The 24,602-nt window shown below is 60.9% G+C and carries 27 protein-coding genes; 19 read left to right on the top strand and 8 right to left on the bottom strand.

Going from position 1 to position 24,602, the window contains the following annotated elements; genetic code table 11:
- Positions 1 to 113: 113 nt before the first annotated feature.
- From BT179_RS07880 to BT179_RS07865, 4 genes are all read left to right on the top strand, one after another.
- Positions 114 to 587 (top strand): MarR family winged helix-turn-helix transcriptional regulator, encoded by a 474-nt coding sequence (locus tag BT179_RS07880; RefSeq protein ID WP_072392482.1) that lies wholly within the window; start codon positions 114 to 116, stop codon positions 585 to 587.
- A complete protein-coding gene (locus BT179_RS07875) occupies positions 584 to 2,053 on the top strand; it encodes an efflux transporter outer membrane subunit (protein ID WP_072430661.1) in 1,470 nt (489 codons plus the stop codon). The genes BT179_RS07880 and BT179_RS07875 overlap by 4 nt, the downstream gene beginning before the upstream one ends.
- Before the next feature lie 15 nt (positions 2,054 to 2,068).
- Positions 2,069 to 3,265, top strand: coding sequence for an HlyD/EmrA/EmrK family protein (locus BT179_RS07870; RefSeq protein WP_072430660.1), 1,197 nt, complete (start codon positions 2,069 to 2,071; stop codon positions 3,263 to 3,265).
- A gap of 223 nt (positions 3,266 to 3,488) precedes the next feature.
- Positions 3,489 to 5,018 carry a DHA2 family efflux MFS transporter permease subunit gene (locus tag BT179_RS07865; RefSeq protein ID WP_072430659.1) on the top strand — a complete coding sequence of 510 codons (1,530 nt, stop codon included), beginning with the start codon at positions 3,489 to 3,491 and terminating at the stop codon, positions 5,016 to 5,018.
- A 120-nt stretch (positions 5,019 to 5,138) separates the two neighbouring features.
- On the opposite strand, the gene lpxH is transcribed toward BT179_RS07865, so the two are convergent.
- On the bottom strand, positions 5,139 to 5,906 hold the full coding sequence (gene lpxH, locus BT179_RS07860) for a UDP-2,3-diacylglucosamine diphosphatase (protein WP_072392494.1): 768 nt from the start codon (positions 5,904 to 5,906) through the stop codon (positions 5,139 to 5,141).
- A complete protein-coding gene (locus BT179_RS07855; RefSeq protein WP_072392497.1) occupies positions 5,903 to 6,406 on the bottom strand; it encodes a peptidylprolyl isomerase in 504 nt (167 codons plus the stop codon). The genes lpxH and BT179_RS07855 overlap by 4 nt, the downstream gene beginning before the upstream one ends.
- Positions 6,407 to 6,657: 251 nt before the next feature.
- Between BT179_RS07855 and BT179_RS07850 the strand changes: the two genes are divergently transcribed.
- The 3 genes from BT179_RS07850 (at position 6,658) to BT179_RS07840 (ending at position 10,412) form a co-directional block, all read left to right on the top strand.
- Positions 6,658 to 8,355 carry a glutamine--tRNA ligase/YqeY domain fusion protein gene (locus BT179_RS07850; protein ID WP_072392500.1) on the top strand — a complete coding sequence of 566 codons (1,698 nt, stop codon included), beginning with the start codon at positions 6,658 to 6,660 and terminating at the stop codon, positions 8,353 to 8,355.
- Positions 8,356 to 8,376: 21 nt separating this feature from the next.
- Positions 8,377 to 9,759, top strand: coding sequence for a cysteine--tRNA ligase (gene cysS, locus BT179_RS07845; protein ID WP_072392503.1), 1,383 nt, complete (start codon positions 8,377 to 8,379; stop codon positions 9,757 to 9,759).
- A 197-nt stretch (positions 9,760 to 9,956) separates the two neighbouring features.
- Positions 9,957 to 10,412, top strand: coding sequence for a DUF2214 family protein (locus BT179_RS07840; RefSeq protein WP_072392507.1), 456 nt, complete (start codon positions 9,957 to 9,959; stop codon positions 10,410 to 10,412).
- A gap of 196 nt (positions 10,413 to 10,608) precedes the next feature.
- On the opposite strand, the gene csrA is transcribed toward BT179_RS07840, so the two are convergent.
- On the bottom strand, positions 10,609 to 10,803 hold the full coding sequence (gene csrA, locus BT179_RS07835; RefSeq protein ID WP_003179932.1) for a carbon storage regulator CsrA: 195 nt from the start codon (positions 10,801 to 10,803) through the stop codon (positions 10,609 to 10,611).
- A gap of 247 nt (positions 10,804 to 11,050) precedes the next feature.
- Between csrA and BT179_RS07830 the strand changes: the two genes are divergently transcribed.
- Complete coding sequence (locus BT179_RS07830; protein ID WP_072430658.1) at positions 11,051 to 11,416, top strand: SPOR domain-containing protein; 366 nt, start codon at positions 11,051 to 11,053, stop codon at positions 11,414 to 11,416.
- A 56-nt stretch (positions 11,417 to 11,472) separates the two neighbouring features.
- Here BT179_RS07830 and BT179_RS07825 read toward each other — a convergent pair whose 3' ends face one another.
- Complete coding sequence (locus tag BT179_RS07825; protein WP_072392513.1) at positions 11,473 to 12,162, bottom strand: endonuclease; 690 nt, start codon at positions 12,160 to 12,162, stop codon at positions 11,473 to 11,475.
- 5 nt (positions 12,163 to 12,167) lie between these two features.
- Positions 12,168 to 12,416, bottom strand: coding sequence for a DUF1654 domain-containing protein (locus BT179_RS07820; protein ID WP_072392516.1), 249 nt, complete (start codon positions 12,414 to 12,416; stop codon positions 12,168 to 12,170).
- 277 nt (positions 12,417 to 12,693) lie between these two features.
- Here BT179_RS07820 and BT179_RS07815 point away from each other — a divergent pair, with 277 nt between their 5' ends.
- From BT179_RS07815 to BT179_RS07785, 7 genes are read left to right on the top strand one after another with little or no spacing between them, the layout of a single operon-like run.
- On the top strand, positions 12,694 to 13,650 hold the full coding sequence (locus BT179_RS07815) for a sugar ABC transporter substrate-binding protein (protein ID WP_072392519.1): 957 nt from the start codon (positions 12,694 to 12,696) through the stop codon (positions 13,648 to 13,650).
- 58 nt (positions 13,651 to 13,708) lie between these two features.
- Positions 13,709 to 15,262, top strand: a complete 1,554-nt coding sequence (locus BT179_RS07810; protein ID WP_072430657.1) for a sugar ABC transporter ATP-binding protein — start codon at positions 13,709 to 13,711, stop codon at positions 15,260 to 15,262.
- Positions 15,259 to 16,236, top strand: a complete 978-nt coding sequence (locus tag BT179_RS07805) for an ABC transporter permease (protein WP_072392526.1) — start codon at positions 15,259 to 15,261, stop codon at positions 16,234 to 16,236. Before BT179_RS07810 ends, BT179_RS07805 begins: the two co-directional genes overlap by 4 nt.
- 3 nt (positions 16,237 to 16,239) lie before the next feature.
- The gene (locus BT179_RS07800; protein ID WP_072430656.1) at positions 16,240 to 17,259 is read left to right on the top strand and encodes a LacI family DNA-binding transcriptional regulator; all 1,020 of its coding nucleotides are present in this window, start codon (positions 16,240 to 16,242) and stop codon (positions 17,257 to 17,259) included.
- Positions 17,260 to 17,282: 23 nt separating this feature from the next.
- Positions 17,283 to 18,197: a ribokinase gene (rbsK, locus tag BT179_RS07795; protein WP_072392532.1), complete on the top strand. Its 915-nt coding sequence runs from the start codon at positions 17,283 to 17,285 to the stop codon at positions 18,195 to 18,197.
- Positions 18,194 to 18,598 carry a D-ribose pyranase gene (gene rbsD / locus BT179_RS07790; protein ID WP_072392535.1) on the top strand — a complete coding sequence of 135 codons (405 nt, stop codon included), beginning with the start codon at positions 18,194 to 18,196 and terminating at the stop codon, positions 18,596 to 18,598. Before rbsK ends, rbsD begins: the two co-directional genes overlap by 4 nt.
- Positions 18,599 to 18,636: 38 nt before the next feature.
- A complete protein-coding gene (locus BT179_RS07785; protein WP_072430655.1) occupies positions 18,637 to 19,665 on the top strand; it encodes a nucleoside hydrolase in 1,029 nt (342 codons plus the stop codon).
- Positions 19,666 to 19,713: 48 nt separating this feature from the next.
- Here the strand turns inward: BT179_RS07785 and BT179_RS07780 are convergent, their stop codons facing one another.
- Positions 19,714 to 19,920 carry a hypothetical protein gene (locus BT179_RS07780; protein ID WP_072392541.1) on the bottom strand — a complete coding sequence of 69 codons (207 nt, stop codon included), beginning with the start codon at positions 19,918 to 19,920 and terminating at the stop codon, positions 19,714 to 19,716.
- Between the two features lie 130 nt (positions 19,921 to 20,050).
- Here BT179_RS07780 and BT179_RS07775 point away from each other — a divergent pair, with 130 nt between their 5' ends.
- Both BT179_RS07775 and BT179_RS07770 read left to right on the top strand, forming a co-directional pair.
- Positions 20,051 to 20,356 (top strand): hypothetical protein, encoded by a 306-nt coding sequence (locus BT179_RS07775; protein WP_072392544.1) that lies wholly within the window; start codon positions 20,051 to 20,053, stop codon positions 20,354 to 20,356.
- A 156-nt stretch (positions 20,357 to 20,512) separates the two neighbouring features.
- The gene (locus tag BT179_RS07770; RefSeq protein ID WP_072392547.1) at positions 20,513 to 20,827 is read left to right on the top strand and encodes an I78 family peptidase inhibitor; all 315 of its coding nucleotides are present in this window, start codon (positions 20,513 to 20,515) and stop codon (positions 20,825 to 20,827) included.
- A gap of 67 nt (positions 20,828 to 20,894) precedes the next feature.
- Here the strand turns inward: BT179_RS07770 and BT179_RS07765 are convergent, their stop codons facing one another.
- Positions 20,895 to 21,107: a cold-shock protein gene (locus tag BT179_RS07765; RefSeq protein WP_017904083.1), complete on the bottom strand. Its 213-nt coding sequence runs from the start codon at positions 21,105 to 21,107 to the stop codon at positions 20,895 to 20,897.
- A 292-nt stretch (positions 21,108 to 21,399) separates the two neighbouring features.
- Positions 21,400 to 21,702: a hypothetical protein gene (locus BT179_RS07760; RefSeq protein WP_072392549.1), complete on the bottom strand. Its 303-nt coding sequence runs from the start codon at positions 21,700 to 21,702 to the stop codon at positions 21,400 to 21,402.
- Positions 21,703 to 22,085: 383 nt separating this feature from the next.
- Between BT179_RS07760 and thrS the strand changes: the two genes are divergently transcribed.
- Together thrS and infC are read left to right on the top strand one after the other, a co-directional pair.
- The gene (gene thrS, locus BT179_RS07755; protein ID WP_072392551.1) at positions 22,086 to 24,008 is read left to right on the top strand and encodes a threonine--tRNA ligase; all 1,923 of its coding nucleotides are present in this window, start codon (positions 22,086 to 22,088) and stop codon (positions 24,006 to 24,008) included.
- On the top strand, positions 24,008 to 24,559 hold the full coding sequence (gene infC / locus BT179_RS07750) for a translation initiation factor IF-3 (RefSeq protein WP_169432615.1): 552 nt from the start codon (positions 24,008 to 24,010) through the stop codon (positions 24,557 to 24,559). Before thrS ends, infC begins: the two co-directional genes overlap by 1 nt.
- The last annotated feature ends 43 nt before the right edge of the window (positions 24,560 to 24,602 follow it).

Below are 24,602 nucleotides of genomic sequence, written 5' to 3'. Positions count from 1 at the left end.
TGTCTGCGTTTCGTCTGCTAGTTATTAGCTAGCTATCTATTTGTTTGACATTTGCTGCCTAAGCAGTAATATCTCGACATACATTCACTGCCTAGGCAGCAAACGGTGCCCAGATGAAGCATTTCACTCCAGATGAATTCCACAATTGCCACCTCGGCATGCTGCTCGGACGTGCCGCGCTGCTCAAGGATCGGATCATCGACACCCACATGGAACCCGTCGGCATCACCGCCGCACAGTTCAAGGTGCTGATCATCATGGCCCAGCATGGCATCGACACGCCGGCCGAGCTGTGCCGATACCTGTCCCTGGACAGCGGCTCGATGACACGCATGCTCGATCGCCTGGAACAGAAGGGCTTCCTGGTTCGCCATCGTTCGGCGCAGGACCGCCGCCAGGTGCAGCTGGTCCTGACCGACGCGGGCCAGGCCCTCGCCGATCGCTTGCCGTACATCGGCGCCGACGCCATGAACCAGCTGGCCGGTGCCATCAGCCGCGAGGAGCTGCAAACCCTCGAACAGATCCTCAAGAAAATTCTGCTCGCCGCCGGTGATCCCATCACGGTGCTGCGATTGGGGGACAAATGAAGCGTAGAACCTTGCGTACCCGTTTGAGCCTGGTGCTGCTGGCCATGAGCCTGGCCGGTTGCGCCAGTTACAGCGGCCTTGAAACCCAAGGCGTCAGCCTTGAAGCCCAGAGCCTGAAGGCAGGGCAATCCTTGAATGGCGTCACGCTGTCGCCGGCCTCATGGCCCAAGCGCGACTGGTGGAGCAGCCTCGGCGATCCGCAGCTCGATGGCCTGATCCGTGAAGCCTTGCGCGACAGTCCGGACATGCAGGTCGCCAGTGCCCGCGTCCATCAGGCCAGCGCCGCGGCGTATGCCGCCAATGCGGCGCGCATGCCCACCCTGGATGCCAGTGGCAGCGTCAGCCGTTCTCGGCTGGCCCGGGACCAGGACCCGGCGGGGCAGGGCAGGGCGTACAGCACGCTGCGTTCGCTGAGCGTCGACTTCAATTACAACTTCGACCTCTGGGGCGGCCAGCGTGCCGCCTGGGAAGCTGCTCTGGGCCAGGCCCGCGCGGCCGAGATCGACCGCCAGGCCGCACAGTTGACCCTGGCCGCCGACGTGGCCCGGGCCTATAGCGACCTGGGTCAGGCCCACATCATTTATGACCTGGCTGACGAAGACCTCAAGCGCACCCGACAGATGCTTGACCTGAGCAAGCGCCGCCTCAGCGCCGGGATTGACAGTGAGTACCAGTTCCAGCAGACCGAAAGCCTGGAAGCCAGTGCCGATGCCTCTCGCATCGACGCGGAAAAACGCCTGCAAAGTGCCCGGATCGCCCTGGCGGTGCTGTTGGGCAAGGGCCCGGACCGTGGCAATGAAATCGCTCGGCCCAACGTGCTGAAAGCCAGCGCGGTCGCCTTGCCATCGAACCTGCCGGCTGAGCTGCTGGGCCGTCGTCCGGACCTGGTGGCGGCGCGCTGGCGGGTCGAGGCGGCGGGCAAGAACATCGAGGCCGGCAAGACCAACTTCTATCCCAACCTCAACCTGAGCGCGGCGGCGGGAGTGCAGTCGCTGTTGGGTGATGCGATGTTCGGCTCGCCCAGCCGCTTCTTCAACGTTGCGCCCACCGTATCGCTGCCGATTTTCGACGGCGGGCGGCTGCGGGCGGACCTGGATGCCCGCGACGCCGATTACGACCTGGCGGTGGCGCAATACAACCAGAGCCTGGTCAGGGCCCTTGGGGATGTCAGCGACACCATCAACCAACTGCGCGACATCGCACGGCAGATCGGTGCCCAACAGCATGCGACCGATATCGCGCAGAGCTCCTACGACACCGTGGTCCAGCGTTACGGCTCCGGTATCGGGAATTACCTGGACGTGCTGAGCGTCGAGCAGCAACTGCTCCAGGCCCAGCGCCAACTGGCGACCCTCAATGCCGAGCAGATCGATCTGTCGATCCAACTGATGCAGGCCCTGGGCGGTGGTTTCGAGACCGACACACTGGCCTCGGCCACGCCGGTCTCCACCACGCCGAATAACTGATTCGAGGTATATGTCATGGCGACTGCCGAAACGACCCCATCCGAAAATGTCCAGGACAACAATCCTCGCAAGCGCAAGGTGATGTTGCTGGCCCTGGCGCTGGTGGTGATCCTGGGCGGCCTGGGTGTCTGGGCCTGGCACGAATTGTACGGGCGCTGGAACGAAAGCACCGACGATGCCTATGTGAACGGCAACGTGGTGGAAATCACACCGCAGGTCAGCGGCACCGTAGTGAGCATTGGCGCCGATGATGGCGACCTGGTTCGCGAGGGCCAGGTGCTGGTGCAATTCGACCCGAACGACGCCGAAGTGGGGCTGCAAAGTGCCCAGGCCAACCTGGCGCGTACCGTGCGCCAGGTGCGGGGGCTGTACAGCAACGTCGACGGCATGCGAGCGCAGGTCAATGCGCAGGAAGCCGAAGTGCAGAAGGCCCAGGAAAACTACAACCGCCGCAAGAACCTGGCGGCGGGCGGCGCGATCTCCCAGGAAGAGCTGTCCCATGCCCGGGACGACCTGACCTCGGCCCAGAACGCCCTCGCCAATGCCCGGCAACAACTCAAGACCACCAGCGCCCTGGTGGACGATACGGTGGTGTCGTCCCATCCCGACGTGCAGTCCGCCGCTGCGCAACTGCGCCAGGCTTACCTGGCCAATGCCCGCAGCACCCTGATCGCGCCGGTCACAGGTTACGTCGCCAAGCGCACCGTGCAACTGGGGCAGCGGGTGCAGCCGGGCACCGCACTGATGGCGGTGATTCCCCTGGACCAGTTGTGGATCGACGCCAACTTCAAGGAAACCCAGTTGCGTGACATGCGCATCGGCCAGCCGGTGGAGATCGAAACCGACCTCTATGGCAGCGATGTGAAGTACAGCGGCACGGTCGACAGCCTCGGTGCGGGAACCGGCAGCGCGTTCGCCCTGCTGCCGGCGCAGAACGCCACCGGCAACTGGATCAAGATCGTCCAGCGGGTGCCGGTGCGGATCCATGTCAACGCCGAGGAACTGGCCAGGCATCCGTTGCGGGTCGGCCTGTCCACCGAAGTCAACGTCAACCTGAGGGACCAGAGCGGCCCTGTGCTGGCCCAGCAGCCCCCGCAGAAGGCCACGTTCAGCACCCAGGTCTACGAACGGCAACTGGCTGACGCCGACGCGATGATCACCCGCCTGATCCATGACAACAGTGCGGCTGCCAGCAAGACGGTGCAACGCTGACGAATCTGTGGCGAGGGATTTATCCCCTATGGGCTGCGAAGCAGTCCCATCTGATTGAAGCGTTGACCCTGACACTCCGAGCCGCAGGTTCAGGGGCGGCTTCGCAGCCCAGCGGGGATAAATCCCCTCGCCACAGAGGTTGACCATGTTCCTGGTCCAAACAGGGCTGAGTCCGGTCCACTTTGCCCGCGATTTCGCCACCTTCGCTTCATAGGATTTCGTAATGAGCAATAACGCGTCCTTCACGCCGCCCAGCCTGTTGCTCAGCACCATCGGGCTGTCGCTGGCGACGTTCATGCAGGTGCTCGATACCACCATCGCCAACGTCGCCCTGCCGACGATATCCGGCAACCTGGGGGTAAGCTCCGAGCAGGGCACCTGGGTCATCACTTCGTTCGCCGTGAGCAATGCCATCGCCTTGCCGTTGACCGGCTGGCTCAGTCGTCGGTTTGGCGAGGTCAAGCTGTTCTTGTGGGCGACGATGCTGTTCGTGCTCGCTTCATTCTTGTGTGGCGTTTCCACTTCGATGCCGGAGCTGATCGGCTTCCGTGTGCTTCAAGGGCTGGTGGCAGGGCCGTTGTACCCGATGACCCAGACCTTGCTGATCGCGGTGTATCCGCCCGCCAGGCGGGGGATGGCCCTGGCATTGCTGGCGATGGTCACCGTGGTGGCGCCGATTGCCGGGCCGATCCTGGGGGGCTGGATCACCGACAGCTACAGCTGGCCGTGGATCTTCTTCATCAACGTGCCCATCGGGATTTTCGCGGTGATGGTGGTGCGCCAGCAGCTCAAGGCGCGACCGGTGGTCACCAGTCGCCAACCGATGGATTACGTCGGGTTGATCACGTTGGTCATCGGTGTCGGCGCGCTCCAGGTGATTCTCGACAAGGGCAACGACCTGGACTGGTTCGAATCGAATTTCATCATCATCGGCGCCCTGGTCTCGGTGATCGCCCTGGCGGTGTTCGTGATCTGGGAAATGACTGACCGGCATCCGGTGGTCAATCTGCGGTTGTTCGCCTATCGCAACTTTCGCATCGGCACCATCGTGCTGGTGGGCGGTTATGCCGGTTTCTTCGGCATCAACCTGATCCTGCCGCAATGGCTGCAGACGCAGATGGGCTATACCGCCACCTGGGCCGGGCTGGCCGTGGCGCCCATTGGTATCCTGCCGGTGCTGATGTCGCCCTTCGTCGGCAAGTACGCCCACAAGTTCGACCTGCGCCTGTTGGCCGGGCTGGCGTTCCTGGCCATCGGCCTGAGCTGCTTCATGCGCGCCGGGTTCACCAATGAGGTGGATTTCCAGCACATCGCCCTGGTGCAGTTGTTCATGGGCATCGGCGTGGCGCTGTTCTTCATGCCGACGCTGAGCATCCTGATGTCCGACCTGCCGCCCCAACAGATCGCCGACGGCGCGGGCCTGGCGACATTCCTGCGGACCCTGGGCGGCAGCTTCGCCGCGTCCCTGACCACCTGGATCTGGATCCGTCGGGCCGACCAGCACCATGCCTACCTGAGCGAAAGTATCAGCACGTTCGACCCCGCCACCCGCGAGGCGCTCAACCAGCTCGGCGGCGCCAGCACACCGGCCTATGCCCAGCTCGACCAGATTCTCAACAGCCAGGCGTACATGCTCTCCACCGTGGATTACTTCACGCTGCTGGGCTGGGCATTCATGGGGTTGATCATGCTGGTATGGCTGGCCAGGCCGCCGTTCGCGGCTAAGGCGGGGCCGGCGTCGGCGGGGCATTGATCCAACGATTCAATAATCCAGTGTGGGAGCGAGCTTGCTCGCGATGGCGGCATGACAGTCAACTTTTATGCTGACTGAAAACACCGCTATCGCGAGCAATCCCGCCCCCCACAGGGGAATTCAGGTTTGGCTGGGAGGTGTCTCGGGTGCCGATAGCAGCGGCGGTGGGGCGAACCCAAACGAGGCCAGCGCGAAACCCTGTTCATCCACCTGCAATGCCCAGCCTTGCTTGTCCCAGTCCCCTAGCACGATGCGCCGGGCGGCCTGTTCGCCCAGTTGCAGCTTGTGGATGGCGGGGCGGTGGGTATGGCCGTGGACCAGGGTTTTCACGCCGTATTGCTGCATGACCCGCGGGACTTCCTCGGGCGTGACGTCGATGATGTCGTTGGCTTTCATCCGGGTCTGCGTGCGACTTTCGCTGCGCAGCTTGCGCGCCAGTTTCCGGCGGCTGCCCAGGGGCAGGTGGCGCAGGATGAACAGCGTGAGCGGATTGCGCAGCCAGCGTCGCAACTTCATATAGCCTTCGTCGCGGGTGCAGAGACTGTCGCCGTGCATCAGCAGCACCGGCTCGCCGTTGAGCTGCACGACAGTCGGGTCCTTGATCAGGGTGCAGCCGGCCGCTTTGCAGAAGGCCTGTCCCAGCATGAAGTCGCGATTGCCGTGCATCAGGAAAATGGCCGTGCCGCTGTCGCTCAAGGTGCGCAGGGCCTGGCAGATGGAGCGCTGGAAGGGTGTCATGGCATCGTCGCCGATCCAGGCTTCGAAGAAGTCCCCCAGAATGTAAAGCGCTTGCGCCGAACGGGCGCGTGTGGCGAGTAAATCCAGAAACGCCCGGGTAATGTCCGGGCGCTCCTCTTCCAGATGCAGATCTGAAATCAGCAGTATCACTCAATGATCTCGGCTTTCTCGATGATCACGTCGTCTGCCGGGACGTCCTGGTGGCCGGCCTTGGACGTGGTGGAGACGCCTTTGATGCTGTCGACCACATCGGTGCCCTCGATCACTTCACCGAACACGGCGTAGCCCCAGCCCTGGACGGTCTTGGCGCTGTGGTTCAGGAAGCTGTTGTCGGCCACGTTGATGAAGAACTGCGCGGAGGCCGAATGCGGCTCCATGGTACGGGCCATGGCGACGCTGTACTTCTTGTTCGGCAGGCCGTTGTCGGCTTCGTTCTGGATGCTTGGGCGCTTGTCTTTCTTTTCTTTCATGCCCGGTTCGAAACCGCCGCCCTGGATCATGAAGTTGCCGATGACGCGGTGGAAAATGGTGTTGGTGTAGTGACCGGCCTTCACATACTCGAGGAAGTTGGCGACGGTCACGGGGGCTTTTTCGGCGTTCAGTTGCAGAACGATGTCGCCGTGGTTGGTGGTCAGTTTGACTTTGCTCATGATGACTACTCTTTCATGGAATTCGTGGGTTCTTGGGCGCGAACGCCGGCAACCGATCTGGCTTCAATCGGCCAGGCTGGGCAGTTTAGCGTGCCAGGCACGAATTTCGAGGCTGTTTTTCGTCTGGCAGCCGAATAAATTCAATCGTTTGCCGGGCCTGGCGCTGTCAGCGGCTTGACAGCATCGGCTATGATACGGGTTTTGATTTATCAGGCCGCACCCGGCCGCGCACTTGTCTGTTCAAGGATCCTATGAGCAAGCCCACTGTCGACCCTACCTCGAATTCCAAGACCGGCCCGGCCGTTCCGGTCAATTTCCTGCGCCCGATCATCCAGGCGGACCTGGATTCGGGTAAGCACACGCAGATCGTCACCCGTTTTCCGCCTGAGCCCAACGGCTACCTGCACATCGGCCACGCCAAGTCGATCTGCGTGAACTTCGGCCTAGCCCAGGAGTTCGGTGGCGTCACGCACCTGCGTTTCGACGACACCAACCCGGCCAAGGAAGACCAGGAATACATCGACGCGATCGAAAGCGACGTCAAGTGGCTGGGTTTCGAATGGTCCGGTGAGGTGCGCTATGCCTCGCAATATTTCGACCAATTGCACGACTGGGCGGTGGAACTGATCAAGGCCGGCAAGGCCTATGTGTGCGACCTGACCCCGGAGCAGGCCCGGGAATATCGCGGCAGCCTGACCGAGCCCGGCCGCAACAGCCCGTTCCGCGAGCGCAGCGTCGAGGAGAACCTGGACCTGTTCGCCCGCATGCGCGCCGGTGAGTTCCCGGATGGTGCGCGGGTGCTGCGGGCCAAGATCGACATGGCCTCGCCGAACATGAACCTGCGTGACCCGATCATGTACCGCATCCGTCACGCCCATCACCACCAGACCGGCGACAAATGGTGCATCTACCCCAACTATGACTTCACCCACGGTCAGTCGGACGCCATCGAAGGCATCACCCATTCGATCTGCACCCTGGAGTTCGAAAGCCACCGTCCGTTGTACGAGTGGTTCCTCGAGCACCTGCCCGTGCCGGCCAAGCCGCGCCAGTACGAGTTCAGCCGCCTGAACCTGAACTACACCATCACCAGCAAGCGCAAGCTCAAGCAGTTGGTGGACGAGCAACACGTCAACGGCTGGGACGACCCGCGCATGTCGACGCTGTCGGGCTTTCGTCGGCGTGGCTATACGCCGAAATCGATCCGCAACTTCTGCGAGATGGTCGGCACCAACCGTTCCGACGGCGTGGTGGACTTCGGCATGCTGGAATTCAGCATCCGCGAGGACCTGGACCAGAGCGCCCCGCGTGCCATGTGCGTGCTGCGCCCGCTGAAAGTCGTGATCACCAACTACCCGGAAGGCCAGGTCGAGAACCTCGAGCTGCCTTGCCATCCGAAGGAAGACATGGGCGTGCGCGTCCTGCCGTTCGCCCGGGAAATCTACATCGACCGTGAAGACTTCATGGAAGAGCCGCCCAAGGGCTACAAGCGCCTGGAGCCGGCCGGTGAAGTACGGCTGCGCGGCAGTTATGTGATCCGCGCCGACGAAGCCATCAAGGATGCCGACGGCAACATCATCGAGTTGCGTTGCTCCTACGACCCCGACACCCTCGGCAAGAACCCTGAAGGGCGCAAGGTCAAGGGCGTGATCCACTGGGTGCCGGCGGCCGCCAGCGTCGAGTGCGAAGTGCGCCTGTACGATCGCCTGTTCCGTTCGCCGAACCCGGAGAAGGCCGAAGACAGCGCCAGCTTCCTGGACAACATCAACCCTGACTCCCTGCATGTACTCACTGGTTGTCGTGCCGAACCTTCGCTGGGCAACGCACAGCCGGAGGACCGCTTTCAGTTCGAGCGCGAAGGTTACTTCTGCGCGGATATCAAGGACTCGAAACCCGGTGCCCCGGTGTTCAACCGTACCGTGACCTTGCGCGATTCCTGGGGTCAGTGATCAAGTCTTAAGGGAAACCCTGTGCTTACGATCTACAACACGCTCACCAAGAGCAAAGAAGTCTTCAAGCCGCTGGATGGCAACAAGGTCCGCATGTATGTCTGCGGCATGACCGTGTACGACTACTGCCACCTGGGCCACGGTCGCAGCATGGTTGCCTTCGACCTGGTGACCCGCTGGTTGCGTTTCAGCGGCTATGACCTGACTTACGTGCGCAACATCACCGACATCGACGACAAGATCATCAACCGCGCCAACGAGAACGGCGAGTCGTTCGAGGCGCTGACCGAACGCATGATCGCGGCGATGCACGAGGACGAGGCACGTCTCAACATCCTCAAGCCGGACATGGAGCCGCGGGCCACCGACCATATTCCCGGCATGCACGCGATGATCCAGACGCTGATCGACAAGGGCTACGCCTACGCACCGGGCAATGGCGACGTGTACTACCGCGTCGGCAAGTTCATGGGCTATGGCAAGCTGTCGCGCAAGAAGATCGAAGACCTGCGCATCGGCGCGCGTATCGAAGTGGGCGAGTCGAAGCAGGACCCGCTGGACTTCGTGCTGTGGAAAGCCGCCAAGCCGGGCGAGCCGAGCTGGGATTCGCCGTGGGGCAAGGGGCGTCCAGGCTGGCACATCGAGTGCTCGGTGATGTCCACCTGCTGCCTGGGCGAGACCTTCGACATCCATGGCGGCGGCAGCGACCTGGAGTTCCCGCACCACGAGAACGAAATCGCCCAGAGCGAAGCGGCCACCGGCAAGACCTACGCCAATGCGTGGATGCATTGCGGCATGATCCGGATCAACGGCGAGAAGATGTCCAAGTCCTTGAACAACTTCTTCACCATCCGCGACGTGCTCGACAAATACCATCCCGAGGTGGTGCGTTATCTGCTGGTGTCGAGCCACTACCGCAGCGCCATCAACTATTCGGAAGACAACCTCAAGGACGCCAAGGGCGCCCTGGAGCGGTTCTACCATGCGTTGAAGGGCTTGCCCGCCGTGCCGGCCGCCGGTGGCGAAGCGTTCGTGGCGCGATTCACCGAGGTCATGAACGATGACTTCGGCACGCCGGAAGCCTGCGCGGTGCTGTTCGAGATGGTGCGTGAGATCAACCGCCTGCGTGAGAGCGACATCAACGCCGCGGCAGGTTTGGCCGCGCGCCTGAAGGAGCTGGCCAGCGTACTGGGTGTGTTGCAGCTCGAGGCTGACGACTTCCTCCAGGCCGGTGCCGAAGGTCGCGTGGACGCCGCCGAAGTCGACGCGCTGATCCAGGCGCGGCTGACGGCGCGGGCCAACAAGGACTGGGCCGAATCCGACCGTATCCGTGACCAGCTCACCGCCATGGGCGTGGTACTGGAGGACGGCAAGGGCGGCACGACCTGGCGCCTGGCGGACTAAGATCTTCTAAAGCTCGCCGTACCCCTGTGGGAGCGAGCTTGCTCGCGATAGCGGAATGTCAGGCAACATTGTTGTCGATTGATACACCGCCATCGCGAGCAAGCTCGCTCCCACTTTTTTTGTGTCCGGCCTGGCAATCATTTTCTTATGAGCTAGTACTGTCAGGTCGATTCGACGTTCCCTGACAGGATTTTTCCATGTGGGCTCATTGGTCTCTGGCGGCAATTCATCTCCTGGCCTTCGCCCTCGGGCTCTGGGCAGTGCTCACGCGCGGTACGGCCCTGCGGCGCCTGGCCGGTGGCGTGGATGCGGTACGCAATGTGCTGGTGGCCGATAGCGTGTGGGGAATGTCGGCACTGGTCCTGCTGGTGACCGGTGGGATGCGTGCTTTCGGCGGATTCGAAAAAGGCTCGGACTATTACCTGCACCAGCCTCTGTTCCATCTGAAGATGACCCTGCTTCTGCTGATCCTGCTGCTTGAACTCGTTCCTATGATCACATTGATCAAATGGCGGATGGCCCTGGGCAAGGGGTTGGCCATCGATGCATCCAGGGCAGGCCGACTGGCCCGGATCAGTCACGTCGAAGCGTTGCTGATGATGCTGATGGTGGTCGCTGCCACAGGCATGGCCCGTGGCGTGAGCTTGAGCTGACCGGCACTGATACCCGCTTCGTCGCCATTAAAACGAAATGTCCGACAGCCACGCCAGGGTCATGGCACTAATATCGGTTTCGAGGGTGTGGCGGAAAATCAGAAGCCGGATGGAGCAGGGATGGCGTGGGTGCGCCTGAATCTTTAGCCAGCCATTGCGGCGATGCAAACGGGCTGGCTGCGGACTGCTGCAGGGCTCAGGGAGTTTGCGGCTTGTCGGGGGCGGTAAGGCCGGCCTGAATGCGCTGATAAATCTCTTCGCGATGCACCGCAACGTTTTTCGGGGCATTGATGCCGATCCGGACCTGCTGGCCGCTAACGCCCAGAATGGTGATCGTGATGTCGTCACCAATGTTTATGCTTTCACCGACTTTGCGGGTGAGTATCAGCATGGTGTTCTCCTTGATTGCTTTATAGGGCACCTGATTCAGACAGTGCAGATGTCGGTACTGCTTATAGATTAGTGCTAAGTGTCACAATGTGGGTGCCTCTTTGTGACGCGCAGACGTAGCATTAATTCCCAGGGTGCGACTATACAGAGACGTCGTGCAGGATTCTCGTGTTTTGAGCATTGTTTGCGGGGTTCTTGGTGGGCGCGGGTGCTAAAATCGCCTCCTCATGTCTTCCAGAGGAAATGTTGTGCGCACATTGGCTTGGGTAATCGCGGTATTGATGCTGGCAGGATGTGGCGAGGGACGTGAGGTGGAAGCACCGAAACCGAAGCCATCCGTGGCTTCCTCTCCGGCAGCCGCTGCCGCGCCGCAGTGGGGTGTCGAGGTTCGGGGCGAAACACCTCAAGCGGTCAGTGACCTGACCGGATGGCTCATCGAACACAGCTTCATGTCGACCGTGGTCAAGGAGAACGGCAAGGACCGGGTCCTGGTAGGACCGTTCAACTCCCGGCCCGAAGCCGAAGCCGGGCAGGAGAAAATCAACGCCGCCCTGGTTCGGGCGAAAAAGCGCAACATCGAGACATTGGTGGTGGATTTTCCGGTCACCCGATAACCGGACGCATACCAAAAGGCCCCGGACGCTGGACGTCCGGGGCCTTTTCATTCTCATCAGCCGCAGGCTTTCAGATCCACCGGGCCGACAAACTCGTTCCCGCGACCCATGACACACGCCACGCTCTGGTTTCGTTGGCGCTCCCAGCTTTCCACCGGGTAGGTCTTGTCCCAGGCTTCGTACAGGCGTCGGTCCTGTTTCGAAAGACGCAAGCCGTACTGTTTGCTCATGTAGAAATAGGTCCGGGCGATCATGCCGCGAATGGACGGACGAGGCATGACCTTCTTGGCCTTGAAGTCCACCTGGGTCAGGCAGGAACCATACTGGCCTTTCTGCACCGGCAACCAGCCGAAGCTGAAATTGCTGCGATCACCATTCACTTCCCCGATGCTTGGCACCAGATTGTGAAGGTCGGCTTCGGCCCGCTGGTAGACCGGGTCGTAACGCGTGCAATTCTTGCGGCCGCCTTGCTGCCAGCACTGACGCTGATGACCGATCTGCCACGCCGGGACGATATGTTCCCACTCGATGCGGGCGGCACGGCTGGCGTTCTTGCGCGGTACGTAGCCGCAAGCCGCCAGGTTCACGCGATTGCCGGTGTACTTGCAACCGCAATAGAACTCGGTGGATTGAGGTGCGTAGAGTTTCCAGGCGATTTTCTTGGCTTCGTTGAAAGTCCGGGGCGCCGCGGCCTGGGCGCCCGTGGCGATGAATACGAGCAATAACGCAAAACAGCGAACGATCATCAGGTTCAATCTTCCTTCGGCACTACCCAGAAAACCTGTACGCCACCGTCATCGCGATAGGCGAGGGTGACGTTGTCGTTCTCATCGATCTCTTCCAGCAGGCGTTCCCATTCTTCCACTGGCTCGTCGGGAAGCCGGAAGATCAGCGCGGCCTTGGCTTTCTGGGCGATGGGAGAGTTGATGATTTTCGAGACCCGCAGGCCGATTCGTGTATAGGCGTCCAAGGGGGTCGTTGCAGTGGAGGGCGTGGCCACAGGATTATCCTTATTTAGGCTGTACGTGCATACAGTATTTAACCGTAGGCATTTACGCAACTGCTTAAAATTCAAGAAAATCGTCTGACAGCGCTTTTTTGGTTTTGATGTAGGAAGTGGGATCTTTTTTTGCCAGTCAGGCAACCAGGCGAGATACTCGATGACCTCGAGCGTTGACAAATGACCGAAGCGTTACCATAGTTCACTTCACGCAAACGTTTGCGCGGCATCCGCACGATGCTTTTGCCCACAATAATCATAAGATCGGAGTGAACCCATGAAGCTGCCATTCGCTGGACGCCTTCTCGCCGTCGCCATGCTCGCGACCGCATCCGCCACGCTGCCTTTCTCCTCGGCATTCGCCCAGACCACTGAAAAACCCAAGGTCGCCCTGGTCATGAAATCCCTGGCCAATGAATTCTTCCTGACCATGGAAGACGGCGCCAAGGCCTATCAGAAGGAACACTCCGCCGAATTCGACCTGATCTCCAACGGGATCAAGGATGAAACCGACACCGCCAACCAGATTCGTATCGTCGAGCAGATGATCGTGTCCAAGGTCGATGCCCTCATCATCGCGCCCGCCGACTCCAAGGCGATGGTGCCGGTAATCAAGAAAGCCGTCGACGCCGGCATCACGGTGGTCAACATCGACAACCAGCTCGACCCGGACGTGGTCAAGAGCAAGAACATCACCGTGCCGTTCGTAGGTCCCGACAACCGCAAGGGCGCGCGCCTGGTGGGCGAGTACCTGGCCAAGCAACTCAAGGCCGGCGACGAGGTGGGGATCATCGAGGGCGTGTCCACCACCACCAATGCCCAGGCACGTACCGCAGGCTTCAAGGATGCAATGGAGGCGGCGCAGATCAAGGTCGTGTCCCTGCAGTCCGGTGACTGGGAAATCAACAAGGGCAACCAGGTCGCGGCGTCGATGCTCAGCGAATACCCGAACATCAAGGCGCTGCTGGCCGGTAACGACAGCATGGCGGTCGGCGCAGTGTCGGCGGTGCGTGCAGCGGGCAAGGCGGGCAAGGTGCAGGTGGTCGGCTACGACAACATCAATGCCATCAAGCCCATGCTCAAGGACGGTCGTGTCCTGGCCACGGCTGATCAATTCGCAGCCCGGCAAGCGGTATTCGGTATCGAGACCGCGCTGAAAATCCTCAAGAAAGAAAAAGTCGAAAGCGGCGCCAACGGCGTTATCGAAACTCCAGTCGAGCTGGTTACCAAGTAGCTGTCCTGGCGACACAACGGCGCTCGCTCATCCGGGCGGGCGCATGGAGAGTCTTTTTATGTCCGTTTGCGATCCGAACGCTGTCCTGACCGTCAGCGGTATCGGCAAGACCTATGCCCAACCGGTGTTGACCAACATCGACCTGACGTTGATGCGCGGCGAGGTGCTGGCGCTGACCGGCGAGAATGGTGCCGGTAAAAGCACCCTGTCCAAGATCATCGGCGGGCTGGTGACGCCCACTACCGGGCAGATGCAGTTCCAGGGGCAGGCCTATCGTCCCGGCAGTCGTAGCCAGGCTGAGGAACTGGGCGTGCGCATGGTCATGCAGGAACTCAACCTGCTGCCCACCCTTTCGGTGGCAGAAAACCTGTTTCTCGACAATCTGCCCAATAGTGGCGGCTGGATCAGCCGCAAGCAGTTGCGCAAGGCAGCGATCGAGGCGATGGCCCAGGTCGGGCTCGATGCGATTGACCCCGATACCCTCGTGGGCGAGCTGGGTATCGGCCACCAGCAGATGGTCGAGATCGCGCGCAACCTGATCGGCGATTGCCACGTGCTGATTCTCGACGAACCGACCGCGATGCTGACGGCCCGGGAAGTCGAGATGCTTTTCGAACAGATCACCCGCCTGCAGGCCCGGGGCGTGTCGATCATCTACATTTCCCATCGTCTCGAAGAACTGGCGCGGGTGGCCCAGCGCATCGCAGTGCTGCGCGACGGAAACCTGGTCTGCGTCGAACCGATGGCCAACTACAACAGCGAGCAACTGGTGACGCTGATGGTGGGCCGCGAGTTGGGCGAACACATCGACCTGGGGCCGCGCAAGATCGGCGCGCCAGCCTTGACGGTGACTGGCCTGACCCGCTCCGACAAGGTTCGCGACGTTTCCTTCGAAGTGCGCAGCGGCGAGATATTCGGCATCTCCGGACTGATCGGGGCAGGGCGCACCGAGTTGATGCGCTTGATCTTCGGTGCCGATGCGGCCGACAGCGGTACCGTGGCACTGGGTTCACCGGCCCGGGTCGTCGATATCCGGTCCCCGGCCGATGCGGTGGCCCATGGCATCGCATTGATCACCGAAGATCGCAAGGGCGAAGGGCTGCTGCTGACCCAGTCGATCGCCGCCAACATCGCCTTGGGCAACATGCCGGAAATCTCCAGCGCCGGCATCGTCAATGGCGGCGAGGAACTCTCCTTGGCCCAGCGGCAGATCGACGCCATGCGCATCCGCAGTTCCAGCCCGACACAGTTGGTGTCCGAACTCTCGGGTGGCAATCAACAGAAAGTCGTGATCGGCCGCTGGCTGGAGCGCGACTGCTCGGTGCTGCTGTTCGACGAGCCGACCCGGGGCATCGACGTCGGCGCCAAATTCGATATCTACGCCTTGCTCGGCGAACTGACCCGCCAGGGCAAGGCGCTGGTGGTGGTTTCCAGCGACCTGCGCGAGCTGATGCTGATCTGTGACCGGATCGGTGTGTTGTCCGCCGGGCGCCTGATCGACACCTTCGAGCGCGACAGCTGGACCCAGGATGACTTGCTTGCCGCCGCATTCGCCGGCTATCAGAAACGTGATGCGTTGCTCAACGAAGCAGCGCCTAGGGAAATTTCATGAAAACCGCATCTGCCGTCGGTAAACCGAGTGGTAACTTCTATGGCCTCGGCACCTACCTGGGGCTGGCCGGCGCTCTGTTGGCCATGGTTGCGCTGTTCTCGGTCCTGAGCAGCCATTTCCTGTCCTACGACACCTTCAGCACGTTGGCCAACCAGATCCCGGACCTCATGGTGCTGGCGGTGGGCATGACGTTCATCCTGATCATCGGCGGCATCGACCTGTCGGTAGGGTCGGTGCTGGCGCTGGCGGCATCCACAGTGAGCGTGGCGGTGCTGGGCTGGGGCTGGAGCGTCTGGCCTTCGGCGCTGCTGGGCATGGCCGTGGCTGCTCTGGCGGGGACCGTCACCGGTTCGATCACCGTGGCGTGGCGGATTCCCTCGTTCATCGTGTCCCTGGGTGTGCTGGAGATGGCCCGCGGCCTGGCGTACCAGATGACCGGCTCCCGGACCGCCTATATCGGCGACTCCTTCGCCTGGCTGTCCAATCCCATCGCATTCGGTATCTCGCCGTCATTCATCATTGCCCTGCTGGTGATTTTCATCGCCCAGGCGGTGTTGACCCGTACCGTGTTCGGCCGCTACCTGATCGGCATCGGCACCAATGAAGAGGCGGTGCGCCTGGCCGGTATCAACCCAAAGCCGTACAAGATCCTGGTATTCAGCCTGATGGGGCTGTTGGCCGGTGTCGCGGCGCTGTTCCAGATTTCGCGCCTGGAAGCGGCGGACCCGAACGCCGGTTCGGGCCTCGAATTGCAGGTCATCGCCGCAGTGGTGATCGGCGGCACCAGCCTGATGGGCGGGCGTGGTTCGGTCATCAGCACGTTCTTCGGCGTGCTGATCATTTCCGTGTTGGCGGCGGGCCTGGCGCAGATCGGTGCCACCGAACCCACCAAGCGCATCATTACCGGTGCGGTGATCGTGATCGCGGTGGTGCTCGACACCTATCGCAGCCAACGCGCCAATCGGCGGGCCTGAGCCATGGCGACGATCAAGGATGTAGCGGCGCTCGCGGGGATTTCCTATACCACGGTGTCCCATGTGGTGAACAAGACGCGACCGGTCAGCAAGGAAGTACGGCTCAAGGTCGAGGAGGCCATCGCGCGCCTCGACTACGTGCCCAGTGCGGTAGCCCGTTCGCTCAAGGCCAAGACCACGGCCACCATCGGCCTGCTGGTGCCCAACAGCCTGAACCCATACTTCGCTGAACTGGCCCGGGGCATCGAGGATTATTGCGAGCGAAACGGTTACTGCGTGATCCTGTGCAATTCCGACGACAACCCGGACAAACAGCGCAGTTACCTGCGAGTGCTCCTGGAGAAACGCATCGATGGCCTGATCGTCGCTTCCGCTGGCGGCGATGTCGGCCTGGCCGAGGGACTGGCCAGCGTGCGTACGCCCATGGTCATCGTCGACCGTGGCCTGGACGGCCTCGAGGCGGACCTGGTGCGCATCGACCACGAGTCTGGCGCTTACCTGGCCACCCGGCACTTGCTGGAGTTGGGCCACCGTGACATCGCGTTCATCGGTGGCCCGGCGGACACCAGCGTGGCTCAGATGCGCCAGGCCGGATACTGCCGGGCCCTGGAGGAGGCGGGGATCGAGCTGGCGACCGGGCGCATGCTCGATAGCGATTTCACCAGCACCGGCGGCTATCGCGCGGCGGCCAGCCTGCTCGAACACCAGCCGCCCAGTGCGATCTTCGCGGCCAACGACATGATCGGCATCGGTGTGCTGCGGGCCGCCGCCGAACGCAATGTGCGGGTGCCCAGCGAACTGTCGGTCATCGGGTTCGATGACATCCAGATGAGCCGGTATGTCTATCCGGCATTGACCACGGTAGGGCAGTCGATCCTGCAGTTGGGCGAGATGGCGGCCGAGGTGCTGCTGCGGCGTATCGCTACGCCCGCGCTCGCCACCGAGCAACGGATCGTCACGCCCAGCATTGTCTTGCGAGAGTCGACCGCGCCGTTGTCCGGTGCGTTCGCCCAATACCGCTGAACCGAATTGATGAGTGATGATGTATGCCAGCAAAAGTAGTGGTGATAGGCAGCCTGAACATGGACCTGGTGACCCGGGCGCCGCGTCTGCCCCGGGGAGGGGAGACGCTGATCGGTGAATCGTTTTCCACCATTGCAGGCGGTAAGGGTGCGAACCAGGCCGTGGCCGCAGCGCGCCTGGGGGCGCAGGTCGCCATGGTCGGTTGCGTGGGCAGCGACGCCTATGGCCAGCAGTTGCGCGGCGCGTTGGTGAACGAAGGCATCGATTGCCAGGCGGTCAGCGTCGTGGAAGGTTCCAGTGGCGTGGCGCTGATCGTGGTCGATGACAACAGCCAGAATGCGATCGTGATCGTCGCCGGAGCCAACGGCGCGCTCACTCCAGCGGTCCTGGACGGTTTCGACGAGGTGCTGCAAAGCGCCGACGTCATCGTCTGCCAGCTGGAAGTCCCGGATGCCACCGTCGCCCATGCGCTCAAGCGCGGCCGTGAGCTGGGCAAGATCGTCATCCTCAACCCGGCACCGGCCTCCCACGCATTGCCGGCCGACTGGTACGCCTGTGTCGACTACCTGATTCCCAACGAAAGCGAAGCCGCCATGCTGAGCGGTTTGGCGGTGGACTCCCTGGAAACCGCTGAAGCCGCCGCGGCGCAATTGATCGGTGCCGGGGCGGGCAAGGTGATCGTGACGCTGGGCGGCCAAGGGTTGATGTTCGCCAACGGTTCGAGTTTCGAGCACTTCCCGGCGCCGCGGGTCAAGGCCGTGGACACCACGGCGGCGGGGGATACCTTTGTCGGCGGGTTCGCTGCCGCCCTGGCCAATGGGAAAAGCGAGGTGGAGGCCATTCGTCTCGGTCAGGTGGCCGCCGCGTTGTCGGTCACTCGCATCGGGGCACAGCCCTCCATTCCCACGTTGCAGGAAGTACAGGCTTTCGAATCATGAAAAAGACTCCGTTATTGAATGTGGCCCTCTCTCGGTTGATCGCTTCCCTCGGTCATGGCGACAAGGTGGTCATTGGTGATGCCGGCCTGCCCGTACCGCCGCAGGTCGAGTTGATCGACCTGGCCCTGACGCCTGGAATTCCCGATTTCATCAGCACGCTGAAGGTAGTGCTCAGCGAAATGCAGGTGCAAAGCCATGTGCTGGCCGAGGAGATCTACGATAAGCAGCCGTCGGCCCTGGCGGCGCTCGAGACGCTTCATGCCCAGAATGCGCTGGGGACGCGGGAATTGGTCAGCCATGAGCAATTCAAAGCCCTTAGCCGACAAGCTCGGGCGATCATTCGCACAGGAGAATGCTCTCCGTACTGCAACATCGTGCTGATCGCCGGAGTAACGTTCTAACTGCCGAGTTCTGTCAAACCCTGCACAAGGAGTGCGCCATGCACCGCTATGCTCAGAAAATGCGCCAACTGTTTCGGAGTCTGCTGCTGTTGTCACTGATCACTGCTACAAGCGCCCAGGCGGCGGAAAAGATCGATCTGATCATCGACACCGATCCCGGTGCCGACGATGTGGTTGCCCTGCTGTTCGCCCTGGCCTCTCCCGAAGAGCTGCATATCCGTGCCCTGACCACCGTTGCGGGCAACGTGCGCCTGGACAAGACCTCCCGCAATGCTCGCCTGGCCCGGGAGTGGGCTGGCCGCGAAGACGTTCCGGTCTATGCCGGCGCGCCCAAGCCGATGATGCGTACCCCCATCTATGCGGAAAACATCCACGGCAAGGAAGGCCTGTCGGGAGTCACCGTGCATGAGCCCAGGAAAGGGCTGGCCAAGGGCAATGCGGTCAACTACCTGATCGATACCCTCAAGGCGGCCAAGCCCCACAGCATCACCATCGCCATGCTCGGGCCGCAGACCAACCTGGCCCTGGCGTTGATCCAGGAGCCAGACATCGTTCAGGGCATCAAGGAAGTCGTGATCATGGGGGGTGCCCATTTCAACGGCGGCAACATCACGCCGGTGGCTGAATTCAACCTGTTCGCCGACCCGCAGGCGGCCGAAGTGGTAGCCAAAAGCGGGGTGAAACTGACCTACCTGCCACTGGACGTTACCCACAAGATCCTCACCAGCGAAGCGCGCCTGAAACAGATCGCCGCAGTGAACAACAATGCCAGCAAACTCGTAGGCGATATTCTCAATGAGTACGTCAAGGGCGACATGGAGCACTACGGCATGAGCGGTGGCCCGGTGCATGACGCCACGGTGATTGCCTACCTGCTCAAGCCTGGGCTGTTTACCGGCCGTGCGGTCAATGTGGTGGTGGACAGTCGCGAAGGCCCGACATTCGGGCAGACCATCGTCGACTGGTACGACGGCCTGAAGGCACCCAAGAACGCATTCTGGGTGGAAAACGGCGATGCCCAGGGTTTCTTTGACCTGTTGACCGAGCGTCTGGCGCGCCTCAAGTAAAGCGTCCTGGCCTACCCGCAGGCTTGTCCCGCGGGAAAGGCCTGCGTCTCAGTCCGTGGCCAGGCTGGCGTCGATGAGAGTCGGGTAGCGTTCGAATGCCTGTTGGATGAAATTTCGCGCGACCTCCGTCCCCAGTTCCCTCACCAGCAGCTCGATGCCGATAATCGCCAGCTCCTCGGGACTGCCCGGGCTGTAGGAACTATGGCCCTCCAACCATTTGGCGTTGATGGTGGCTTCGATGCTGACGATGCTCATGATGGCGGCCCGTGACGTGGGAGGTGTGTAGGCTGAGTTAACCATTTTTGCCCCAGCTTTTGCACTGCGACTTAGGCATCAGGATGGGGCTGTGCGACACTTTTTTTTTGATTGCTCAAGGACCTTTTCCGTGCAGATCGATTTGAACGCACCTGACGGGCTGACCCTCGAGGCGGTTCGTCGGTTGCTGGCGTCGGCCAGCGACGACGAGCACACCCAGTTGCGCGTGACCAAGGCCGGGATTGCCTATCTGTCCTCGGGCGTGGTGGGTGGCACCGACATCGACGGCTTGCTGTTTCGGCTCGAGACGTGGGCGAAAGGCTCGGGATACGTCGGGCGGGTCGCGGCCAGTGATGAGGTCTGGGTCATGCAAATCTACAATGCCCTGAAGGAAAACTGGCCGAGTCCGCCCTTCGACTATATCGATGTCTACTGACGCTATTCATATTCAGTCACGATTCATCCCTGAACAGCGGCCCCGGCTCAGGCAAACTGCCGTTCTCCGATGAAGGCATGCTGATGGCTCCGGTGTGAAACCAAGTTTCGTTTGGGTTGTCGCACGCTCTCTCTAACATCAAGAAAAGGAGGCTTCATGCCTTGGAAGCTCGCGTCATTGAGCACTGTACTGGCTGCCGTCGTGTTGAGCGGTTGCAGCAGCACCGCTGAAACCACCGCTGACCCTGTGGCAGGTGAGGCGGGGAGTGGGCGCTGCGAAGCGAAGGCTGCCGAGTTCGCCATCGGTAAACAGGCTTCGCCGCAGTTGCTGGAGCAGGCCCGCAGCCGTTCCGGCGCGCAGGTCGCCCGGATTCTCAAGCCCAACGACATGATCACGCTCGAGTACCGCTCCGATCGGCTGAATCTCAATACCGATGCCAAGCTGGTAGTCAATCGGGTGAACTGCGGCTGAGCCACAGGTTTCGACCGCCCATAAAAAACCCCGTCACATGGACGGGGTTTTTTAGCGCGCCGAGAAATTACTCTGGGCGAACCTGTGCAGCTTGCATACCCTTTTGGCCTTTCTCAGCCACGAAGGAAACGGTCTGGCCTTCTTTCAGGCTTTTGAAACCGTCAGCTTCGATAGCTTTGAAGTGTACGAACAGGTCGTCACCGCCACCTTGAGGAGTGATGAAGCCGAAGCCTTTTTCATCGTTGAACCATTTAACGGTGCCGGTTTGGCGATTAGACATGGTGTATCTCCAAGAAACATATATTTTCAGTAGTGCTGTGCTGCTCAGGCCAACTGGGCACACCGGAGTATCATAGTCGAAATGTTCGATTTGGGAGCCCCCCGGACGTGCGGTTTGCCAATCAGTCGTGTTTTCCCTATCCCCTTGATTGGCTGGAGGCCCCGGTTTTAAAGGCTTTCAGTGGAATGTAAAGAGGATAAAAAAAGCTGTAAAAACAGCGAAAAAAGTACGGAAAAGCGATTTTTCGACGGGTTTTATCGCTCCCCATTCGCTGAAATAACCCAGCATTCAATTATTTTTTGGTGTTGCTGCCGGCCTTGCAGGAAGCGATCTGGCCCAGTGCCTTTTGCTGCAGGTCTTTGCTGGCCTTGTTGTCCATCAGCGCCTGGATATCCTTGGCCGGGTAGGATTTGATTGCATCGGCGCCACAGGCGCAGTGGGATTTCGCGGCGGCGGCTCCGATCTGTGGCGCGGCGGCTTCAATGCACTGGGCCATGTATTTTTCACGTTCGCCCTTGGGCCATTCGGCGTGGGCGGCCAGCGGGAGCAGCAGGGCGAGGGGGGCGACTACTGTCAATAGGGTATTCAGACGCATGCTGGGATGCTCCTTTTACGGTCAATGTCTTGTTATCTGAGGCGTCATGGGCGTTTCAGTTCAGCACTCTGGCATAAAATCCGGCACGAGGCTGCGAATAACCCTCGCATCAATCGGACGCGGCGATGACCGTTCATCTGTGCTAGCATGCCGGGCTCGGGTATTTTCAGGCGCCGGACTCCGACAGGTCTCGGTGGCGACAAATGTTCGAAACAACCCTGATTTGAATCCCAGTCACTCTGGTTTGGTTTCCCGGTTGGCCGAAAGGCTCCTGCCGCTGTAAGGCAGGCGTTCATCATTGAATGGCCTGGACTGGATCTTGTACTGGCTCATCCCAACCCACGTGACCTTTGGTAGGGGTCACCACTAGGAGAGGAGGCGCCATGCCAACTATTACTCTTCCCGACGGCAGTCAACGCTCATTCGATCATCCGGTCTCCGTTGCCGAGGTCGCCGCATCCATCGGCGCAGGCCTGGCGAAGGCCACCCTGGCCGGCAAGGTCAACGGCAAGCTCGTCGACGCCAGCGATGTCATCGACAGCGACGCCACGCTGCAAATCATCACGCCCAAGGACGAAGAGGGGCTGGAGATCATTCGCCACTCTTGCGCGCACCTGGTCGGTCACGCCGTCAAGCAGCTATACCCGACCGCGAAAATGGTTATCGGGCCGGTCATCGACGAAGGCTTCTATTACGACATCGCCTTCGAGCGTCCTTTCACGCCGGACGACATGGCGGCCATCGAACAGCGCATGCAACAGCTGATCGACAAGGATTACGACGTCATCAAGAAAGTCACCCCGCGTGCCGAAGTCATCGAAGTCTTCAAGTCCCGTGGCGAGGACTACAAGCTGCGTCTGGTGGAAGATATGCCGGACGAGCAGGCCATGGGCCTGTACTACCACGAAGAATATGTCGACATGTGCCGTGGTCCGCACGTGCCCAACACCCGTTTCCTGAAATCCTTCAAACTGACCAAGCTGTCCGGCGCCTACTGGCGTGGCGACGCGAAGAACGAGCAGTTGCAACGCGTCTATGGCACCGCCTGGGCCGACAAGAAGCAACTGGCGGCCTACATCCAGCGCATCGAGGAAGCCGAGAAGCGCGATCACCGCAAGATCGGCAAGCGCCTGGGCCTGTTCCACACCCAGGAAGAGTCGCCGGGCATGGTGTTCTGGCACCCGAACGGCTGGACGATGTACCAGGTGCTCGAGCAGTACATGCGTCAGGTCCAGCGTGAAAACGGCTACCTGGAAATCAAGACGCCGCAAGTAGTGGACCGCAGCCTGTGGGAGAAATCCGGGCACTGGGCCAACTACGCCGACAACATGTTCACCACCCAGTCGGAAAACCGCGACTACGCCATCAAGCCAATGAACTGCCCATGCCATGTGCAGGTGTTCAACCAGGGCTTGAAGAGCTACCGCGAACTGCCGATGCGTCTGGCCGAGTTCGGTGCCTGCCACCGGAACGAGCCGTCGGGTGCGCTGCACGGCATCATGCGGGTGCGTGCGTTCACCCAGGACGACGCGCACATTTTCTGCACCGAAGAGCAGATGCAGGCCGAATCCGCCGCCTTCATCAAGCTGACCATGGATGTCTACCGTGATTTCGGCTTCACCGAAGTCGAGATGAAGCTGTCCACTCGTCCGGAAAAGCGTGTCGGTTCCGATGAGCTGTGGGATCGCGCCGAAGCGGCACTGGCGGCTGCCCTCGACAGCGCGGGCCTGGCGTACGAAGTGCAGCCGGGCGAAGGGGCGTTCTACGGTCCGAAGATCGAATTCTCGCTTAAAGATTGTCTCGGTCGGGTCTGGCAGTGTGGTACCTTGCAGCTCGATTTCAACCTGCCGATCCGTCTGGGCGCCGAATACGTGTCCGAAGACAACAGCCGCAAGCACCCGGTCATGCTTCATCGCGCGATCCTGGGTTCCTTCGAGCGCTTCGTCGGGATTCTGATCGAACACTACGAGGGTGCGTTCCCCGCGTGGCTGGCGCCGACCCAGGCAGTGATCATGAATATCACTGATAAACAGGCAGATTTTGCCGCCGAGGTCGAAAAAACTCTCAACCAAAGCGGATTTCGTGCCAAGTCTGACTTGAGAAATGAAAAGATCGGCTTTAAAATCCGCGAGCATACCTTGCTCAAGGTTCCCTTTCTTCTGGTTATTGGAGATCGGGAAGTCGAGATGCAGACTGTCGCTGTGCGTACTCGCGAAGGTGCTGACCTGGGCTCTATGCCCGTCGCCGAATTCGCCGAGTTCCTCGCGCAAGCGGTTTCCCGGCGTGGTCGCCCAGATTCGGAGTAATTATTATTAAGCGTGAAATGAGACAAGATAAACGAGCTGCACCGAAAGCCCCGATCAACGAGAATATCTCGGCACGCGAGGTTCGGTTAATTGGCGCTGACGGCGAGCAGATTGGCATCGTCTCGATTGATGAAGCGCTTCGTATTGCTGAAGAAGCCAAGCTTGATCTGGTAGAAATTTCCGCCGATGCAGTCCCACCGGTTTGCCGGGTCATGGACTACGGCAAGTCGATCTTCGAGAAGAAGAAGCAGATTGCCGCGGCGAAGAAGAACCAGAAGCAGATTCAGGTAAAAGAAATCAAGTTTCGTCCAGGGACGGAGGAAGGGGATTACCAGGTAAAACTGCGCAACCTGGTACGTTTCCTGAGTGACGGGGACAGGGCCAAGGTATCCTTGCGATTCCGCGGCCGTGAGATGGCCCACCAGGAGCTGGGGATGGAACTCCTCAAGCGGGTCGAACAAGACCTGCTCGAGTACGGTTCGGTCGAACAGCATCCTAAGATGGAAGGACGCCAGCTGATCATGGTCATCGCCCCGAAAAAGAAGAAGTAATCACCAGGGCACGGCAGGCCTTGCGATTATGTTTATCAACTGA

The organism is Pseudomonas sp. NFACC43, from assembly GCF_900119645.1.
Lineage (GTDB): Bacteria > Pseudomonadota > Gammaproteobacteria > Pseudomonadales > Pseudomonadaceae > Aquipseudomonas.
Note: the sequence above shows the minus strand (reverse complement) of the source record. Positions and strands in the feature narration are given on the sequence as shown.

Bases quoted from the DNA above. Each gene is read 5' to 3' on its own strand.
- BT179_RS07880 (WP_072392482.1), top strand. From the start codon at position 114: ATGAAGCATTTCACTCCAGATGAATTCCACAATTGCCACCTCGGCATG.
- BT179_RS07875 (WP_072430661.1), top strand. From the start codon at position 584: ATGAAGCGTAGAACCTTGCGTACCCGTTTGAGCCTGGTGCTGCTGGCC.
- BT179_RS07870 (WP_072430660.1), top strand. From the start codon at position 2,069: ATGGCGACTGCCGAAACGACCCCATCCGAAAATGTCCAGGACAACAAT.
- BT179_RS07865 (WP_072430659.1), top strand. From the start codon at position 3,489: ATGAGCAATAACGCGTCCTTCACGCCGCCCAGCCTGTTGCTCAGCACC.
- BT179_RS07855 (WP_072392497.1), bottom strand. From the start codon at position 6,406: ATGAGCAAAGTCAAACTGACCACCAACCACGGCGACATCGTTCTGCAA.
- BT179_RS07850 (WP_072392500.1), top strand. From the start codon at position 6,658: ATGAGCAAGCCCACTGTCGACCCTACCTCGAATTCCAAGACCGGCCCG.
- BT179_RS07840 (WP_072392507.1), top strand. From the start codon at position 9,957: ATGTGGGCTCATTGGTCTCTGGCGGCAATTCATCTCCTGGCCTTCGCC.
- csrA (WP_003179932.1), bottom strand. From the start codon at position 10,803: ATGCTGATACTCACCCGCAAAGTCGGTGAAAGCATAAACATTGGTGAC.
- BT179_RS07825 (WP_072392513.1), bottom strand. From the start codon at position 12,162: ATGATCGTTCGCTGTTTTGCGTTATTGCTCGTATTCATCGCCACGGGC.
- BT179_RS07815 (WP_072392519.1), top strand. From the start codon at position 12,694: ATGAAGCTGCCATTCGCTGGACGCCTTCTCGCCGTCGCCATGCTCGCG.
- BT179_RS07810 (WP_072430657.1), top strand. From the start codon at position 13,709: ATGTCCGTTTGCGATCCGAACGCTGTCCTGACCGTCAGCGGTATCGGC.
- BT179_RS07805 (WP_072392526.1), top strand. From the start codon at position 15,259: ATGAAAACCGCATCTGCCGTCGGTAAACCGAGTGGTAACTTCTATGGC.
- BT179_RS07800 (WP_072430656.1), top strand. From the start codon at position 16,240: ATGGCGACGATCAAGGATGTAGCGGCGCTCGCGGGGATTTCCTATACC.
- rbsK (WP_072392532.1), top strand. From the start codon at position 17,283: ATGCCAGCAAAAGTAGTGGTGATAGGCAGCCTGAACATGGACCTGGTG.
- rbsD (WP_072392535.1), top strand. From the start codon at position 18,194: ATGAAAAAGACTCCGTTATTGAATGTGGCCCTCTCTCGGTTGATCGCT.
- BT179_RS07785 (WP_072430655.1), top strand. From the start codon at position 18,637: ATGCACCGCTATGCTCAGAAAATGCGCCAACTGTTTCGGAGTCTGCTG.
- BT179_RS07780 (WP_072392541.1), bottom strand. From the start codon at position 19,920: ATGAGCATCGTCAGCATCGAAGCCACCATCAACGCCAAATGGTTGGAG.
- BT179_RS07770 (WP_072392547.1), top strand. From the start codon at position 20,513: ATGCCTTGGAAGCTCGCGTCATTGAGCACTGTACTGGCTGCCGTCGTG.
- BT179_RS07765 (WP_017904083.1), bottom strand. From the start codon at position 21,107: ATGTCTAATCGCCAAACCGGCACCGTTAAATGGTTCAACGATGAAAAA.
- BT179_RS07760 (WP_072392549.1), bottom strand. From the start codon at position 21,702: ATGCGTCTGAATACCCTATTGACAGTAGTCGCCCCCCTCGCCCTGCTG.
- thrS (WP_072392551.1), top strand. From the start codon at position 22,086: ATGCCAACTATTACTCTTCCCGACGGCAGTCAACGCTCATTCGATCAT.